10 protein-coding genes and 1 tRNA gene are annotated in these 16,878 nt (G+C 56.6%); 5 read left to right on the top strand and 6 right to left on the bottom strand.

Going from position 1 to position 16,878, the window contains the following annotated elements; translation table 11 throughout:
• The first annotated feature begins 597 nt into the window (after window positions 1-597).
• Window positions 598-903 (top strand): MarR family transcriptional regulator, encoded by a 306-nt coding sequence (locus WDJ58_RS11310; RefSeq protein WP_338913316.1) that lies wholly within the window; start codon window positions 598-600, stop codon window positions 901-903.
• Between the two features lie 663 nt (window positions 904-1,566).
• A complete protein-coding gene (locus tag WDJ58_RS11305; protein WP_338913315.1) occupies window positions 1,567-1,785 on the top strand; it encodes a hypothetical protein in 219 nt (72 codons plus the stop codon).
• 473 nt (window positions 1,786-2,258) lie between these two features.
• On the opposite strand, the gene WDJ58_RS11300 is transcribed toward WDJ58_RS11305, so the two are convergent.
• On the bottom strand, window positions 2,259-3,413 hold the full coding sequence (locus WDJ58_RS11300; protein WP_338913313.1) for a pentapeptide repeat-containing protein: 1,155 nt from the start codon (window positions 3,411-3,413) through the stop codon (window positions 2,259-2,261).
• Window positions 3,414-3,601: 188 nt separating this feature from the next.
• Window positions 3,602-5,077, bottom strand: a complete 1,476-nt coding sequence (locus WDJ58_RS11295) for a pentapeptide repeat-containing protein (RefSeq protein WP_338913312.1) — start codon at window positions 5,075-5,077, stop codon at window positions 3,602-3,604.
• A gap of 215 nt (window positions 5,078-5,292) precedes the next feature.
• On the opposite strand from WDJ58_RS11295, the gene WDJ58_RS11290 reads away from it, so the two are divergent.
• The 3 genes from WDJ58_RS11290 to WDJ58_RS11280 all read left to right on the top strand — a co-directional run bounded on the left by WDJ58_RS11290 (window position 5,293) and on the right by WDJ58_RS11280 (window position 10,901).
• On the top strand, window positions 5,293-5,886 hold the full coding sequence (locus tag WDJ58_RS11290; RefSeq protein WP_338913310.1) for a site-specific integrase: 594 nt from the start codon (window positions 5,293-5,295) through the stop codon (window positions 5,884-5,886).
• Between the two features lie 83 nt (window positions 5,887-5,969).
• Window positions 5,970-6,200, top strand: a complete 231-nt coding sequence (locus WDJ58_RS11285) for a hypothetical protein (protein ID WP_338913309.1) — start codon at window positions 5,970-5,972, stop codon at window positions 6,198-6,200.
• A 543-nt stretch (window positions 6,201-6,743) separates the two neighbouring features.
• Window positions 6,744-10,901, top strand: a complete 4,158-nt coding sequence (locus WDJ58_RS11280) for an Eco57I restriction-modification methylase domain-containing protein (protein ID WP_338917807.1) — start codon at window positions 6,744-6,746, stop codon at window positions 10,899-10,901.
• Window positions 10,902-10,941: 40 nt separating this feature from the next.
• Here WDJ58_RS11280 and WDJ58_RS11275 read toward each other — a convergent pair whose 3' ends face one another.
• The 4 genes from WDJ58_RS11275 to mobA form a co-directional block, all read right to left on the bottom strand.
• Window positions 10,942-13,359 carry a DUF262 domain-containing protein gene (locus WDJ58_RS11275; protein ID WP_338917806.1) on the bottom strand — a complete coding sequence of 806 codons (2,418 nt, stop codon included), beginning with the start codon at window positions 13,357-13,359 and terminating at the stop codon, window positions 10,942-10,944.
• A gap of 631 nt (window positions 13,360-13,990) precedes the next feature.
• Window positions 13,991-15,631, bottom strand: coding sequence for a MarR family transcriptional regulator (locus WDJ58_RS11270; protein ID WP_380660709.1), 1,641 nt, complete (start codon window positions 15,629-15,631; stop codon window positions 13,991-13,993).
• Between the two features lie 385 nt (window positions 15,632-16,016).
• Window positions 16,017-16,091: transfer RNA gene (locus tag WDJ58_RS11265), tRNA-Val, on the bottom strand.
• 28 nt (window positions 16,092-16,119) lie between these two features.
• The gene (mobA, locus tag WDJ58_RS11260) at window positions 16,120-16,848 is read right to left on the bottom strand and encodes a molybdenum cofactor guanylyltransferase (protein ID WP_338917804.1); all 729 of its coding nucleotides are present in this window, start codon (window positions 16,846-16,848) and stop codon (window positions 16,120-16,122) included.
• Window positions 16,849-16,878 lie beyond the last annotated feature (30 nt).

The raw sequence follows: 16,878 nt of genomic DNA, 5'->3' as shown, positions 1-16,878 counted from the left end.
ACCCGGTGGGCCGGACATAGCGTCCGGATCGGATGATTACCGTCAGGATCGACTGTTGCAAGTAACTCGCTGGTGTCACAGCCAGGTTCGTCACAATCCGCCTCGTCTGCTCGTGGGGTGATTGTGGCATCGTGTGTCATGAGGTCGAACCCTCCCAAATGCTGACCGCCGTATGAGTGTAGTTATGCGCGTCCGCGTGCTGTTCGTTCGACAGTCTGAGTTCGCATCGCCAAGACGAAAGGAACGGATTCGACCTCGAATGATTGGTGTACCAATAACTACTGAGATTTGGCTTTACCGATAGGCCCTCCATGAGAATCGCGGTGGCTTGCTTGACAGCGGATTTTTTATCTAGCGGTACTTCCCGCCGTTTGCGGGGGATCAGCCCCGCGGGGGTTGCGTTCATCGTCTAACCTCGAATGGACGCCCCTTCACAGGCCGGCGTTGCCCCGCCGGCCTTACCTATGTGCCCTATCGCACCGTTTGAGCCATTAGCGCGTCCTACAACCCGCTCACACCGCACACTATTATAGCTTTTCATAAACGATATAATACCCTATTCGGTAGAGATAACATAGTGAAGGGTGTAATAGTACTATGAGAAAGTCTGGTAGGTGGATGGTCCTCCTTGATGAGAGGATCTTAGAGAAGCTTGATGAGGAAGGGTTTCAAACTCCTTCTGAACTGGCTAAACACGAATATATACACTATAGCGCCCAACACGTCGGTGATCGGGCGAGGAAGTTAGCAGAACACGACCTCGTAGAGAACGTCGGAAATGGGGTTTATCGGATCACAGAGCGGGGATCTGCCTATCTCCGAGGCGAGATTAACACATCAAACGAAGCCAGCAGCGAGGAAAATTCCGGGGTCACTCAAAGCGTGACAGAGGGTTCTACATGAGCGGCAGATGCTCGCCCCCATGGATGACACTTTTAGATGAGCGAATTCTGGAACATTTAGACGATGAAGACTGGTCTACGGAGTATTATATGTTCGAACACAGTGAGATACCTGGGACAAAGGAAGCGATACGCTCACGGTGTTATTTGTTAGAAATTTCTAAACTAATTGACCGGATTTCCGAATCATCGTATGTAATCTCATATCGTGGTAGATCTTATCTTGAGGGAGAATACGAGCCGGGATCACTACCGCGAGATGAAGATGAGGATGGGAATGGGGATCTCTGTATGGAAATGTTAGACGAGTATCTAGCGGACACTGATCCACATTACGGCGAATTATTTTATAAAAAATGTTCGGTGTATTTCGAATTGATTTCTGGATGACTGGCTTAAGGAACTGTGTTGGTACTCACGTCATGCCCCCTTATAGTAAACCAGAGTCTTGGCACCAATCAAATATGAATTCTGAAACCGCTCCCACATATGATGAGGAGATTGCAGCAGTAATTTGATGGCACGAGATGTCGTGCCGAACAAGTATTTATACTTGGTATTGGATCAAGTAGTTTAATACGGGGCAGAGATCCACGCTCGCTGACCCCCAGAACCCGCAGAGCCCGCACGAGAGCCTTTCCGTCGGCCGGTCGTGATGGTTCGTATGGGTCTCCGATCCAACGACCGACCCAACGAATCGAGTGACGAACACCACCGCGAGCAGCCCGCCACGCTCGACGCCGAGACCGTCCGCCGAATCGAGCACGCCCTGGAGGGCACTGTCGAGGTCGACGTGTCGAAGCTCTCGGCGGACGACAAGCTCACGCTCCTCATCGAGCGGTACAATCGGAAGCTACGGGACGACCGTCGCCAGGCCGAATAGACGGCTCCCCACGCCGTCTCGGTGTCGTCCATACCCTCCGTTCGTCGAGAGGGTCCCCCTGGCTATCCCTGTTCGTTTTGTTCGGTATGCCCGTGCCCCTGGGGTGACCCAGGGTGTTCGGCCGATTCTCAGACGGAGCAGTTCTAAAACCCTCGACAAGGAGCTCCAGTAAGGGGTCTGCCCCAGGTCGTCGAGTGACCTGGTGTCGGGCTGGGTGGGACCTGCCGAGATCCTAGTGCGGACCTGCTGGGCCCCCTGGAAAATCCTGGTGAACGCCTGCCCCCCGGTCTGTCGTCGGTAGCAGCTAGCAACGATAGCCCTCGCGACAACTGCTCCCCCGACCCCATACCGAATCGGATTCAGATCAGGACACTGGACGTCGTCTCATCGATACAATGGCTCACCCGCGGTACATCGACTGGTCTCATCTTCGCCGATCAGCGTGGTGAACGTCCTACGTGTCGGAACCCGGCTCAGACCTGCTCACGTCTGGCGAGCACGTAGCCTAACAGCACGATGGTGGCGGTCCCGGCGAACGTCTCAATCCCCGCGACGACGCTCGCAATTCCCAGCGGGGGCGACTCCGGCGGGGAGGTAGTGAACGTCACGATACTGTAGTAGAGGGCTCGATCAAAGGCCATCCCCTCCCACCAGTAGATCCCAGCCGACACGCCATATAGCAGGAGCATCACCAGCCCGACCCACCGGAGTTGCACCCCGTAGCCGGTGATGACCTTCGAGAGCAGCGACCCGATCCCCGCGACGGTCCCCCACCAGCTCTCCTCAGCGAAGGCCTCCTTGCGCCGTGCGGTGCGTTCCCGAACACGGGCGTGGCGGGCGCGACCGGTCAACCCGTTGTCGCTATACGCCGCCCTGAGCTCGTGATTAGTCCGGGCGAGTATGTCATAGAGCTGCGGCTCAGACCTGCTAAGATCCTCCTTTTTAATCCGATCTGCAGGGTCGTCTATGCTTGTGCTCCGGGCAAGCGAGACGCCAGTGAGGATGGTCTCGGCCAAGAGGGCGTTTCGGAGGTCGGCATCCAAGAGGGACGCCTCGGTGAGGTCTGCGCCCTCGAGATTCGCTCCGGCGAGGTCTGCGCCCGTGAGGACTGCTCCGGTGAGATCGGCGTCCCAGAGGATCGTGCCGGCGAGGTCGGCGCCCCCGAGGTCCGCTCCGGTGAGATCGGCGCCCCCGAGGTCCGCTCCGGTGAGATCGGCGTCCCAGAGGACTGTGCCGGCGAGGTCGGCGCCCGCGAGGCCCGCTTCGGTGAGGTCGGCGCGCATGAGATCTGCTTCGGCGAGGGAGGTGTCCCAGAGGATCGCCCCGGCGAGGTTAGCGCCCCCGAGGTCCGCCCTGGTTAGATCAGCGCCTGTAAGGTCAGCCCCGGTGAGATCGGCGAATCGGAGGATTGAGTTCTCGGAGAACGGAACCGCGGTAAGATCACTCTCCTGGACGCGGGCGCCGGCCAGATCCCCATCCTCCACCGTGGCTGCCAAGTCCTCCGGGGGCTTCTCCGCGCTGTCGGCATGCCAGACACACCGGCTCGCATCCGCCCCCTCCCAGATCGGTCGCGAGCATCCCTTTAGGCTCTCAATCATAAACTTTGGTGCGTCGAGTTCCTTTGGCATGAACGTACACGTCGATGGGGGCGACGTGTCGGAGTCTTGGTCGTTGTTGGACATAATCCGTATATCTGGTAGCAGCGCAACCAACCTTTCCCTGTTAGCTCAAAAAAGCTGAACAGTAATTATTCCACCCTCGATGACCGCCTTATCGCACAACCAGTCGGCGACTTCCAAAGATATTTACACTGCGCTCAGAGTTGGTCTCGGTTCCCAAGGACATAGCCTAATAGAATGATGAGTATCGTTCCGAAATATGTCTCAAATAATACAATAAACTCAGTGACAATGCCAATCAATCCAGTATCTGTATCTGGGGGGTGAGGTGGAGATGTTACGAATGTGGTAATACTGTAGTATAGAGGCCCCCCTCTCCAAACAGCGGCCGGGGCAGTCCATTCATACCAGAGAGTCGTGAACAGTATTACTGCGATGGTCCAGGAAAGCACGTATGAAACCCGCGTGCCATACCCCGTGAGAAACCGGGAGAGGGCTCCACTCAACGTGGTTGTGATGTCCCGGCGCGCCAGAGCCTCTCTCGTTCGGGCCCACCGCTCGAGCGAATGCACCATTCTTGCTTTTTCATCGAGCCCGTTAGAACTACACTCGGATTTGAGATCATGATATCCTCGAGCCAGTTGGTCCCACTCATCTGGTTCTTCTGCCCGATTACAGAAACCGCTAATTTGTGTATTCTGGTTCAAAGTAAGAACTGAGAGGTCGGCGCCTCGGAGGTCTGCCTTGGAGAGGTTAGCGTCTCGGAGGTCCACCCGGGAGAGGTCAGCGTCTCGGAGGTCCGTCCGGGAGAAATTAGCGTCTCGGAGGTCCTTCCCGGAAAGATCGGTAGCCCGGAGATCGGCCCCAGAAAGATCGGCACCTCGGAGGTCCGCCTTGGAGAGATCAGCGTCTCGGAGATCCGCCCGGGAGAAATTAGCGTCTCGGAGGTCCTTCCCGGAAAGATCGGTAGCCCGGAGATCGGCCCCAGAAAGATCGGCACCTCGGAAGTCCACCCGGGAGAGGTCAGCGTCTCGGAGGTCCGCCCGGGAGAAATTAGCGTCACAGAGGTCCTTCCCGGAAAGATCGGTAGCCCGGAGATCGGCCCCAGAAAGATCGGCACCTTGGAGATTTACCTCGGAAAGATCAGCGTCCCGGAGATCCGCCCCAAAGAGATTAGCATCCCAAAAGTTCACATCGGTGAGATCTGCGCCACGGAAGTATGCTCCAGAGAGGTCTGCACCCCAAAAGTTCGCATCGGTGAGATCCGCGCCCCGGAAGTCCGCCTCGAGGAGACTGGCGTCCCAGAGGTATGCCCCAGAGAGGTCTGCGCCTCGGAGATATGCTCCAAGTAGTTTGACACCCTGGAGATTTACCCCAGAGAGGTCAGCCTTCCAGAGAACTGAATCCTTAGGGAAGGATACCGTGGTGAGGTTACTCTCGCAGACGCGGGCTCCGGCCAACTTTCCGTCCCTGACGGTGTCTGCCAACTCACCTGCTGGTTTGTCTGCGCCGTCAGCGTGCCATACACATCGAGCTCCGCTTGCGTTCTCCCAGACTGGCCGCGAGCACTCTATGTCTGGATGGATTAGTGCCGGTACCCAGACATCAAGTTCGCTCGGCGTGAAGGGGCACGTAGTCGACTTCGACTCATCGCCGTCGGGATTGTCATTCATATATTGTGTTTACACAAGTAATAGTACAAGTTTCACCCGGACAATTGTCTGTGGGATGGTCTCAGTTACAACAGTGTGAACGTCCCATATTCAACGAACTGAACAGTCGCTTTCTTCCACAACCCGGTTACGAACGGCCGGAATCCTGGGGTGATCGAGGTAATCAAGCCGTGTTCACCGGTAGGTTATAGCCGCATTGTCTGAACTATCCGTGCATGGTTCGGATCGACGACGCCGGCTCTGTCCCAAAGTGCTGGCTTGCCCCTGAGGAACTCGACCAGCTCGAACGGACGGCCGGTGCTGTTGATTGGAAGCGGGAGATCGCCGTCCAGCTCATGGGCCGGTGTGGGCTCCGGGCCGACGAGGTCTCCTACCCGGCGGACCGGCATCTCCGGTGGTCCGAGGACGGGGAGGTGTGGCTGTTCGAGGTTCGGGGCAAGAACACCGTGGGCGGGGAGCCGAAGGTCCGGGATGCCTGGATGCCCGAGGCTCTCGCCGACGACATCCACAAATACAGCCGCGAACGGGAGTTAGCAGCCGCCGACTCCTGGGTGTCGTCATCGACATCGACGGCCCGGCGGTGGGTCCGGGAGGCCCGCCAGCAGCTCCGCGAGGAGACCGACGACTGGCGGTGGGGCCATGTCTCGAGCCACGACCTCCGACGATCGTGGGCGACCTACCACCTCGTCGAGCGGCAGGTCGACGTCCGGACGATGATGGCGATCGGCGGGTGGTCGGATTACTCGGCAATCGAGCCGTATCTGACCGAGCCGACCGAGCGCCGGATCGGCGAGGCCATGCGCAGCTGATCCCACCGAAGGTCCTCGTCGTTCGCTGGGGCCACCAATATCGCGCACAAGGTTCAATCCGCTTCCGAACGCTCCTCCTTGTAATGCAACGGTTCGAGGCCGGTGACCGTGTTCGTATCGACATCCCTGACGAGGATGATCCGGATTTCGATCGACTCCACGGCCATTTCGGGACCATCGTCGAGGTCTGGCGAGACGACGCGGATAACGCGACTGGAGACGAACGTGACCGGTACCTCTACCAGGTCGAGCTAACGGATGGCGAGACGGCATCACTCCGGTGGCGAGATCTTCGTCCCGCAGCATCCAAATAAGCGGCCGTGAATTAGTCCGTCGTCTCCAGTAGGCAGGGGCCTCGGATACTGACATCGGGGAATCAGTCCTCACCCAAGGGTGTATGTTGGGTCCAACACCTCCGACACGAGTCGTACTGTTTGAGCATACCCTTATTGGGCCTTGTTTAGACGCCACCGAAAACGGTGATCAGCGGCTATATCAAGTGAATAGGATCAGTCCGTGAGTGTCTCTCTATTCGGTTTCGCTGTGTGGAGATAGCCCGTAGAAGAAGATCTGCACCGCGTCTAAACAAGGCTCCCTTATTGCGAATACGATAGTCTAAGTAAAGACTATAATAGGGGGACGAAACGGGATTAGCATCCGAGATGACTCGAAAATCAATCGCCCGGAATTCAGGCAACTCCGGGCGGGTAAACATCTCCGGTTCGGAGCTCGAAATACTCGAAGCCGGGATCAGCGACGACGTCGACGTCGACGTTGCTGATACGAAAGATGTCGCTCACGCTATCATCGACAGCAAGGACTCGGATCGGTTCCTCATCATCACTCCCCTATAATTCATGCAAACGGCACTCACCTACCGGACGAATCGCGACTTATTCTCGAACTACTACCTCGACGAGCATCTCCCCGAGACCGAGGCGTGGGACGAGCTTAGCGACGACGAACTCCGCGAGGCGAAAGCGGATATTATGGACCTGTGGGAGCGCGAGAAGGGGACGGCTCCCAAGCGTAACGAGTCCCAGCTCGAGGAGAAGTTCATCCGGCCGATGTTCCGGAAGCTGGGCATTCCTTTCGAGGTCGAGGAGAGTACCAGCCGGACCCAGCGGCGGCCCGACTACGGCTTTTTCGAGTCAGAGGACGCCGCACGTGGCGCGTTCGAGCGCCGTGAGGAAGGTGGAGATTTCTACAAGCACGCCGTCGCCGTCGCGGACGCCAAACGCTGGGGTCGTCCGCTGGACACCCGTGGGAGTGGCGAACACGAGCGTGACTTCGAGAACCCAAGTTACCAGATTCACGTCTACTTACAGGAGACGCCAGCACAGTGGGCCGTACTCACTGATGGAAAGAAATGGCGGCTCTACTACGGCCCGACGAGTCATCGGCTCGACTCCTACTACGAAATCGACCTACCGACCGTCCTCGAAAAGGGCGATCTTGAGGACTTCAAATACTTCTATCTCTTCTTCCGCCACGGCGCGTTCCTCGAAGACTCCAGTGGCGAGTGCTTCCTAGACGACGTCTACGACGAGTCCAATGTCTTCGCCCGGGAGTTGGGGGAGGACCTCCAAGACAACATCTACCAGGCCATAAAGGTACTCTCGGAGGGGTTCATGCAGTACCCGGACAACGACCTCTCCGAAGAAGATCTCGATCTCATTCACGACAGCTCGCTTATCTACTTGTATCGGCTTATTTTTGTGCTCTACGCCGAGAGTGAGGGCCGCGATCTGCTTGATACGAACAACGAGATCTACGAGGAATCATACAGTCTGAACACACTCAAGCAGGATGTCGCTGAGGAACTCGACAGTCCGAGTCCGAAGTATCGTGACTGGCAGGGCAACCTCTGGGACCGGCTGGACGAACTGTTCAAGCTCATAGACAGGGGAAGCAAGTCGCGTGGGATCCCTGAGAAAGATCTCTACATCCCCGCGTACAACGGCGGCCTATTCCGGACGGATCCCGATGGGGCTGATAGCGACGAAGCCCGGTTCATCGCGAATCATCAAGTGGGGGACGCCTATCTCGCGGAAGTCATCGAACTCCTGACCCGGAGTCAGAACGGCAACGGCGGCGGGAAGATCTTCGTCGATTACTCGTCGCTGGACGTACGCCACCTCGGGAGCATCTACGAGGGACTTCTAGAGTATCAGATCGATGTTGCTGACGAACCGCTTGCACTCGAAGACGGTGAGTATGTTCCCGCCGGCGAGGGTGATGAGGTCGTCGTCGAGGAGGGGGAAGTCCACCTCTCGACCGGATCCGGAGAGCGGAAAGCGACGGGATCGTACTACACGCCGGAGTACGTCGTAGAGCACATCGTCGAAGAAACGCTCGGCCCTCTCGTCGACGACATTCGGGGTAGTCTCGTCGGACAGAGTGCATTCGACGAAGGGGGGTTCGCTGAGGAGTTCGCTGAGGAAGTGTTTGATCTCAAAATCCTCGACCCGGCGATGGGGAGCGGTCACTTCCTGACGAGCGCTATCGACTACCTCGCCCGCGAGATCATCGACGCACAGGAGCGACAGGCCGCACAGCAGGGTATCGAGACTGTCGACGAGGACCACGACATCAACTGGGCCCGTCGGCAGGTCGCCCAGCGCTGTATCTACGGTGTCGACCTGAATCCGCTCGCTGTTGAGCTCGCGAAGGTGTCACTCTGGCTTCGGACGCTCGCGGCTGAACAGCCGCTCGCGTTCTTGAATCACCACCTGAAGACGGGGAACTCGTTGGTCGGGAGTGACATCGAGACGGTGCTGAACAACGGCAACACCGAGATCGGCAACGAAGAAGGGCAACTCACCTTACAGCAATCGTTCGACCGGACCCGACAGCAGGCGTTGGAGCACGTCACCGACCAGTTTGAGGAACTACTTGCCATCGATAATGAGACCTTGGACGACATCAAGGAGATGGAGGCGGTCTACGAGGAGGTGCGTAAGGACCCTCTATATCAACATCTTATGGCGATGGTAAACGTTCATACTGCCGAGCAGTTTGGACTCGACGTGCCAAGGGACGCCTATGAGCGGATGGCGGCGGCACTTCGGGAGGATTCATGGGCTGGAATCGAGGAAGAGGACTGGTATCGATCTGCTCAACAGATGGCCGCAGACGAGCACTTTTTCCACTGGGAGTTGGAATTCCCGATCGCGTTCTACGAGCAGGACGGAGTCCGGAAAGACGATGGTGGATTCGACGCTGTCATTGGGAATCCACCCTATATTCAGTCATATTTACTGGGTGATTCATTAAAAGATTACCTAGAGAAGAAATATGAATCTACAACACAGAGATGGGATATATACCTACCATTTACTGAACTTGGGATACAACTCTCTACAAATAAAATATCCTATATTGAACCCTCGATGTTCTTCAGGCGGGATTATGGCAAAGGGCTTCGAAAATACATTTCCAATCACAACGTTTCTGTTGCAGAGATAGTAGACCTATCTGATATACAAGTGTTTGATGGTGCTACCAATTATGTGGCTATTGTATCTCTATCACATACCAGAAACAAATCAGAATTCAAAGTGATTGTCCCTCAATCAGAAGATCGTTTTATACAAGATGAGAAGGGCGAATTATACTTCTATACACTAGATAACAACGATCTTAATAGTGACTTTTGGGATGTAATACCTGCTGATGTCGCACTCATTATTGACGCAATCCCTGATTCATTTGTTCCGTTGGAAGATGTAACCCAATTCATCTCAAAAGGCATCGATACATCTGCTGATAGCGTATTTTACTTTGAAAAGGATAAGAAAGAAAATTCAGATATTGAGGAGGAAATATTCCGCCCCCTATTAAAAGGTGAAGATATTGATCGGTACATACCACCGAAGACAGATCGATCAGTCTTGTTCCCGTACGATGGTGATGATGTTATTAAACCGGCTGAATTAAAAAGCAGATATCCAAATGCCTGGGAATATTTACAATCGAATGAGGACCAGCTCAAGTCGCGTAGTTATTTAGTCGATTCTGGTTATAAATGGTATGAATTCTGGAGAAAGAGAGAAGAAAAAATATACACGAATGATAAAATACTATGCCCTGAGATTGCTAAAGAGAACGAATTTACCATCGATCGAGGAGACAACCATAATTATTTCAATACAAAAGTAAGGAGCATTAAGATTGGGAATGATATAGATTTATCTCAAAAAGAGTTGCTCGGAATACTGAACTCGTCTCTAATGAATCACATCTATCGAGGTATTTCACCTGCAAAAAGAGGGGGCTACCGGTCTTATCTGACCACCTATTTGTCCGATTTGCTCGTTCCGATGAAATGCTCAGATGATCTTGAAGCACAGGTAGAAGCCATGCTTTCCGCTAAGAGAGAATTGGAAGCACTCAATCTGAATATCCTCGATTACCTTGGAATTCCGAACGATGAACTTCCCGACTCAATGGCTGGTGACGATTTAGATACCTTACAAATGCCAGTAGCAGGAGTCGCAGATACACCAGTTACCAAGACATCGGACGATTTGGAAAGTATGCGTATTGAAGATGTCTCCTTCAAGAACGATGGTGCGAGGTTGGTAATGGCTATAGAGATCAGTTATAAACCAGAGGAAGATGATTCCAGAGAAACTGATCGGTGGGGCCGTCTTGTTGAAGAAGAATTCGAGACTTATGAAGTAATGGGGTTTGTGGGACTCTCAGACGCAGAGAAAGCACTGATTCAGAATTTTGTTCCAATCGTTATTAAGGAAGCAGGTGGTTTCGCAAGTTTCCGTAAAAAGGCAACTAAGACAAAATCCCCACTAGATAGATTGAAAGAACTAACACTACCAGATATTGAGAATATACAAACCGGTTTAGAACAATATCTTGAGATCAAAACACGTGCCGATGAACTAGTTGGAAAAATAAAAACGACTGACAAGCGCATTGACAATATCGTCTACGACATCTATGGACTGACCGAGGAGGAGATCGACATCGTTGAGTCGGCTGTGCAGGATGACTAACTTCGAGGTCGGAGAGCTTCTCAAAAAGAATCGAGACACCTCAGTCAGCGAGAACTGATCGACTGACACCGGCGAGATTCGGAGCTTCTAACGAAGAACCACAGACACACTTATACATCTTAGTGAGATCCTCTCCATCGGAGATTCGGGTGTAGAGCGCGCCACAAGAGCACTGGGGGAGTTCAGTCACCCTATCGGCGCCAGAACTCGGCCTATCCACGTCACCTTGCCTGACGAGTTTTACTCGTGAGGGATCAGCGTCGACGTCCTCCGCATACGTCCGTTGTGCATCATCACGAATGGTGAACGCGGTGTCCGTCCTCGGATCGGTGGCTGCTCCCTCAGCTGCGTCGGAACTTCCCTGTGCCATCGTAACGACGGCCGCCGATTCGCCACTCCAGTGGTCGAGCGCGAAGGCCACGATATCTCGCGCTCGTGCATCCAACGCGTCGACGTCCCAGCCCGCTTTCGGAGCTGGGAGGTCATCACCAAGAATCTCCATCTGCGCGTCTTGGTAGATTTCCTCATACTTGGTCGCATAATCGTCGTTCGACGCTGACGGATTATCCTTCGGCCCGAGGAGTGCGAGATTCCCCAACCGGTTCACGTTTTCCTCATGGCTTTCAAGCTCCGCAGCGCTGGTCTCCGGCGTTCGGGGAGCAATGTGCTCAATCGTGAACTCGTCTAGATCCATCACGCTGGGGAGCATTTTCAGCGACGTATCCGTGTTCTTCTCCTGGCGAAGGTGCTTCTCGTACTCGAACAGCAGGAACCGGATCGCACCCTTGTTGCAGAAGCCGGGCCACCCACGCGTGTCGCTCCCCTGGATGATGTCCGACCGCGTCAGGTACTCGACGAAGTCATTGTCAGGGCAGTGCCGGCCGATGTAATTGTCGAGATACGCCGTCACCTCGTCGACGGCGACAGTCGGATTCTCGTAGGGTGGGTCGACGACCGCTTCGCCGAACAGGTCCTCGACGAAGCCGTCCTCGAACTCGGAGGCGTAGAGCCGATGTGCTGCCTCCTTGAACTCGCGGCGCGCGGTCCGTTGCGATCGTTTGGCTACTTGGTAGACGCGGAATGAATAGACCTCACACAGCGTGGCGATCCGCGCGAACTCCGGGCTGTCAGCATCGTATCGCTCGATGGCTGCGATGATGAGCGGCGCGATATTGGAGAAGTTGATGTTGTGGAGGGACTTGACTCGAGCCTGAACCTGGGGCGAGACGTCGGTTTGTCGGTTGAAGACGTCGAGGTAATTCGCTTGGACGTAGGATTTGGAGACGCTCGAGAGCGTATCGACGTAGTTGTTGACCCACGTCGCGACCTCTTCTGGATCCCGGTCGAGGGGAATATGGCGGGATGATTCCTTGATACGCCGGTGGATTGGCGTCGGGCCAGATCGATTCTTGCGGACCTTCTTGTACTCACCCGTGAAGAGCTCCCAGTGGAACTGGACCAATTGGTCGATGTCGTCATCGTCGGTCGCGTACTGGGCGACTGTTTCGACGGCGTCGTTGAATCGGCGAGCGACTGCTTCTGAGTCCAACGTGTCGAATTCGCCGGAGACGTAGATCAGGTACGATTTGACCTTGTCGGCGAGCGTGATATCTCGGCCCCGGTCGTTGACAGCCTCGAAGAGCCGGCCTGCCTCGTCTGTACTCTCGACTTCTTGGGAGGTGAGTTTGAATTGGGAGGTGAGAACACCTGTATACCGCTTGATAGCCGTATAGTATTCGAGGAGATCCGTTTCCGTAGCCTGATCCAGGTCTTCATCACCGAGGAACAGTTCCCGCTTTTCACGGATCCAATTCTGGATGAGTCGTTTCGCTCTGGCCAGCTTCTTCTCTGGGACAAGCCGCTCGTCATCGTCGAGGATTGTTCGTGGATCACCCTGGTCGATGATGAGTTCTGCGTACGCTGCTTCAGTGAGCTCACCGGGCTCTAGATGGCGTCCCTCCTTCCGGTCCCCGAGCTTGAGATAGTTCTCCGTGTAATTCGTCGCGAGATAGCCGGGAGGTCGAACAACCCCTTTCGGGAGATCTTCCTTGCCGAGCCCTGCAGTATCGAATGCATCCGCGATCGCCTCGAGTTCCTCCACGATGCACGCGATGAAGACATTGGTTGTTGTGAGCCGCTGTTGTCCGTCAATTATGTCGTAGACGGTCCACTCCGAACCCATCATGTCCTGCTTGCCTCTTGCGTTGAGGACCAATGTCCCGAAGTAGTGGTAGACGTCTGAGTTCCCATTCGTGTCGTTGCTCTCCGCATCTGATGGCACAGTAGTCACGTTACGAGCAGTCGGAGAGCCGTAGCGCCGTCGGTAGACGTAGTCGATGTCGTTCAGGAGGTCCTCGACCTGCTGTGGTTCCCAAGCGTAGCTTCGCTGATAGAGTGGGACTTGTAATTTTGCGTCAGAGAAGACCTGTGAGACTGTTTTTTGATCTGCCTTTGGCATCCTGACTGGTTATTTAAATTCCATTGTAATAAGCTTCAGTTCCAGTAGATAATTGACGAGAGGAAGTTTCGAACCGGCCAAATAATAGACACACTGATGCTTAATGAGCTGATCGTCGGCGACGAAGTAAATCAAAACGCAGACAGAATCAATATTAGCTTGATGGAGCTTCCGAATCCTGTCGAAATGATATAAATTCAAAATTATTACTAATCGGCTGACTGTTAAGTCATGGTGCGTCACGGAAAATCACCTTGCTGTTTACGTTCGGACCGACTGCTCAAGCGTGGTCTTGGAGGTTGCTGTCACCTGGCGAGCTTTGGTTTCTACCTGACAGCACCTGATTCGACAAGTGGCTTGTAAGGTGTTCCAATGGATAGGGGACCTCCGCTTCAAGTGCATTAACTGCAGCGGCTGTTGCGGGAAGCAGGGTATTTTAATCTAGTGCCCTTAGGCACACCCCTAACGGAGAACCAAACACTCCCTGTGCGATCCAGTCAAGCAAGGTAGCCCGCTATCGGGGGCCGTATGTATCTCCAGAGGATAATCCCGACTCCCGACGCCCAAAAAGCCAGCAATTATTGCCGTCTACTCCCCCGCAGAACAGTGTTGCCACTCACGGAGCCAGCCGTCAGCCGGGCTCTAAGTACCGCCACGCGCTCGCCGCGCTCCCGTCATTGAACCGGATCCGCGCTGTCCGGAATCGCTCAGGTGGAAGATCCGCTGCTTTCCAGATCCGGAACCCTTCACGAACTGCTCGTCGAGCCTCGCGGCCGGGCTCCCCAAAGCGAAGCATCATTCGTGCCTCGCGGCGCGAGAGCGCGTCATCGATGTCGACGCCATGCTTCGCTGCCCACGCGACGAACACACTCATTTGATCGCCCAATCCACGCTCGGCCGCTTCCAGCGCTTTGGAGCCAGCTTCGACTGCTCTTCGCGTCGCCTCACGTGCTTCCTCAACAGCGTCGTGCACCAGCTCTGCGATGTACGACGACCGCAGGCTGACCTGTCCGTACTCACGCTCAACGAGATCGTCGATCTCTCGGAGTGCCCGCCGCACACTTCCGACGTGCCGACCGTGTTCGGTCGCGATATCCGTGGGTGAGACCTCCCCGCCATCCGTGACTAGCGTCTGGAGGCTCTCCCATTGGATCGGACTGAGTCCGTCTGCCAAGTGTCGTATGACGACGCTCTCCTGCGACGAACGAATCCGGGTCAAATCGAGTGAGACAGGGTCCGGACCCTTCTCTGTGCGCTCGGTCTCGAAGTAGGCGTCGTCGACGAACGGGCCGTTCCCGCGCTCCGGAGCGATGTCTAACCCCGCGTCGGCGAGCACAGACAGAAGCGTCTGGTCGAGTTCGCGCTCCAGCCGTTCCAGGCTTTCCGGCGACGCCCCAAGCGTCTCGTCCCACCGACTCACCTGGTAGGAGACGCCAACCTTTGGATGAGCGAGCGGCGAGTCATCCGGGAGATTACCCGCCTCTCGAGCGTAGTAGTGCTTGACCTCCTTCGGAAGCGCATGCGTCGGAAACGCCTCTCGAATCCGGCGTGGACCGAGCGTTACCGTATGGTAGTACCCAGGAAGGGTATTGCCGTGACCGTCCTCGTCGTCCTGGACGACCTTTCGGTAGCCCTGTCGGTCGTGCTCGAGGAGATGCCCCATCGACGCGATTGGTCCATCCCGAGCGTGGACTGGCCCGCTATCATCTCGATTAACTCGGACGTACCGCTCTGCGTCCTGGACGTTACTGAACTCGTGGAGCTCCTCGAAGTACTCACTACGGATGTCGACAGCCGAAGCGGCTTTCTGAAGCAATCTTCTGTAGCGGTCGAATTCGATGTTCGACCCCTGAACGTGAACATTGACGGCCTCCTCCAGCCCATCGGGAACACTGATCTGGTGGGTGGTGCCGTCGTCGCTCTCGGCCTCCATTCCAGGCCACCGTGGAGCGAGGTGGGCGTTGAAGCTCTGCTCGCCAACTGGATCTTCCTCGCCGTGGCGAGCGATCGTCATGCGGAACTCCCGCACCTCGTCAAGCCGCCACGCTGTCCCGGACGGAAGACGTTCACCTGGGTAGACGATGTTACTCGGCTGGTAGTAGAGCGTCACCGTCCACTCTCCTCCTTGATCGGTGAACACCGAGCGCTGACTGCCACTCCCCTCCTTGACTCGACGATCGGCCGCGAAGAAGGGGTTTAGGCCGTACTCGTCGAACAGGAAGTTCGCAGCGAACTCGTGGGAAGCCGGGACGATGTAGTCCGTCACGGCCACCGCCCCCTGTTCCAGGTGTCCTCCTTCGGAGATTGCGGGTGCTCAGGGGGGCAACGCTGATAGCCGTAGAGCGGGTTAGCCCGCACGCCGCATCACCTCTTGATGTCGGCGGTGAGCTCCGGTCGTCCGGAGTCGAGAGCTGCGGGGGAGCGTCCAGGCCTGGAACTCTTGAACGCCCCTCGTGGTCCGCTTCCACGTCACGGATGGCACCCCCCGTTCTCCAGCGCTGGACACGGCTGCTCCCTCTCAGTGATGTAGCACCCGCAGTAGTCGCAAATCGGGGGCTCCAGCTCAACGGTGCGACTCACCGCCGCTCACCCCCCTCTGTCTGACAGGTTAGTCTTACCGGCGCGCGCGGCTCAGCGGTGAAACCGACATAAGAGGATGGGTCGGGGCGGATTTGAACCACCGGCTTCCTCCGTGTGAAGGAGGTATCATAACCGAACTAGATCACCGACCCGGTGGTCGGACTACTGCTCCGCCGGGACTTAATGCTTGTCAAAACCCCGGTCGCGGCACACCAGGTCGTGGGCCTCCGCCAGGTCCTCGCGGGTGTCGACGTCGAGGAACGTCTCCATCGAGACCACGCCGTCGAGTTCGTGGGCCTCGACGGTCAGCGCGTCGAGATCCTCGAACGCGTCGAGGATGCGCCCCCCACCGTCGGCCAGCACTCGCTCGCATCCCAGGGCGACGGGAGCCGCCCGGTAGATCGCCTGTGTGGTGTTGTACCAGCCCTCCTCGGTCCGGACGAGCGCGACGTCGTGGTCGGGCGCGGCCCGGTCGTGGAGGTAGTCGAGCAGCGCGGGGTCGACGAACGGCATGTCCCCGGCGACGACGGCACCGTACTCGTATCGTTCCGGGACGGCGTCGAGGCCCACGGCCATCCCCGCCAGCGGCCCCCGATCGGGTTCGGGGTCGGTGAGCACCGTCACCTCCGCGGGGATCCCGGCGAGGAGGTCGCGGACCGTCGACCGCTCGCCGGGGCGGGCCGCGACGACGAGCCGGTCGGTCCGTGCGGCGAGTCGGTCGGCGACGCGACGGAGGAGGGGCGTCCCGTCGAGCTCCGCGAGGAGCTTGTCGGCGTCGCCGAACCGGGTCGAGCCGCCGCCGGCGAGCACGACGCCGGCCCATGGGGCCGACCCGGTGCACTCACGTCCGTCGTCCCCGGTCCCGGGATTCCGGGCATCGGCGTCACCGCTCGACTCCCTGTCGGTCACGGTCGAAAGGAGGATGGCCCCGGGAGACCC

This window comes from Salinirubellus litoreus (assembly GCF_037335815.1).
Taxonomy (GTDB): Archaea; Halobacteriota; Halobacteria; order Halobacteriales; family Haloarculaceae; genus Salinirubellus; species Salinirubellus litoreus.
This window is presented reverse-complemented; position numbering and strand designations above follow the sequence as displayed.

Excerpts from the sequence above, each read along its gene's own strand:
- WDJ58_RS11290 (WP_338913310.1), top strand. The coding sequence starts at position 5,293 with ATGGTTCGGATCGACGACGCCGGCTCTGTCCCAAAGTGCTGGCTTGCC.
- WDJ58_RS11275 (WP_338917806.1), bottom strand. The coding sequence starts at position 13,359 with ATGCCAAAGGCAGATCAAAAAACAGTCTCACAGGTCTTCTCTGACGCA.
- WDJ58_RS11280 (WP_338917807.1), top strand. The coding sequence starts at position 6,744 with ATGCAAACGGCACTCACCTACCGGACGAATCGCGACTTATTCTCGAAC.
- WDJ58_RS11310 (WP_338913316.1), top strand. The coding sequence starts at position 598 with ATGAGAAAGTCTGGTAGGTGGATGGTCCTCCTTGATGAGAGGATCTTA.
- WDJ58_RS11285 (WP_338913309.1), top strand. The coding sequence starts at position 5,970 with ATGCAACGGTTCGAGGCCGGTGACCGTGTTCGTATCGACATCCCTGAC.
- WDJ58_RS11300 (WP_338913313.1), bottom strand. The coding sequence starts at position 3,413 with ATGCCAAAGGAACTCGACGCACCAAAGTTTATGATTGAGAGCCTAAAG.
- WDJ58_RS11295 (WP_338913312.1), bottom strand. The coding sequence starts at position 5,077 with ATGAATGACAATCCCGACGGCGATGAGTCGAAGTCGACTACGTGCCCC.
- WDJ58_RS11305 (WP_338913315.1), top strand. The coding sequence starts at position 1,567 with ATGGGTCTCCGATCCAACGACCGACCCAACGAATCGAGTGACGAACAC.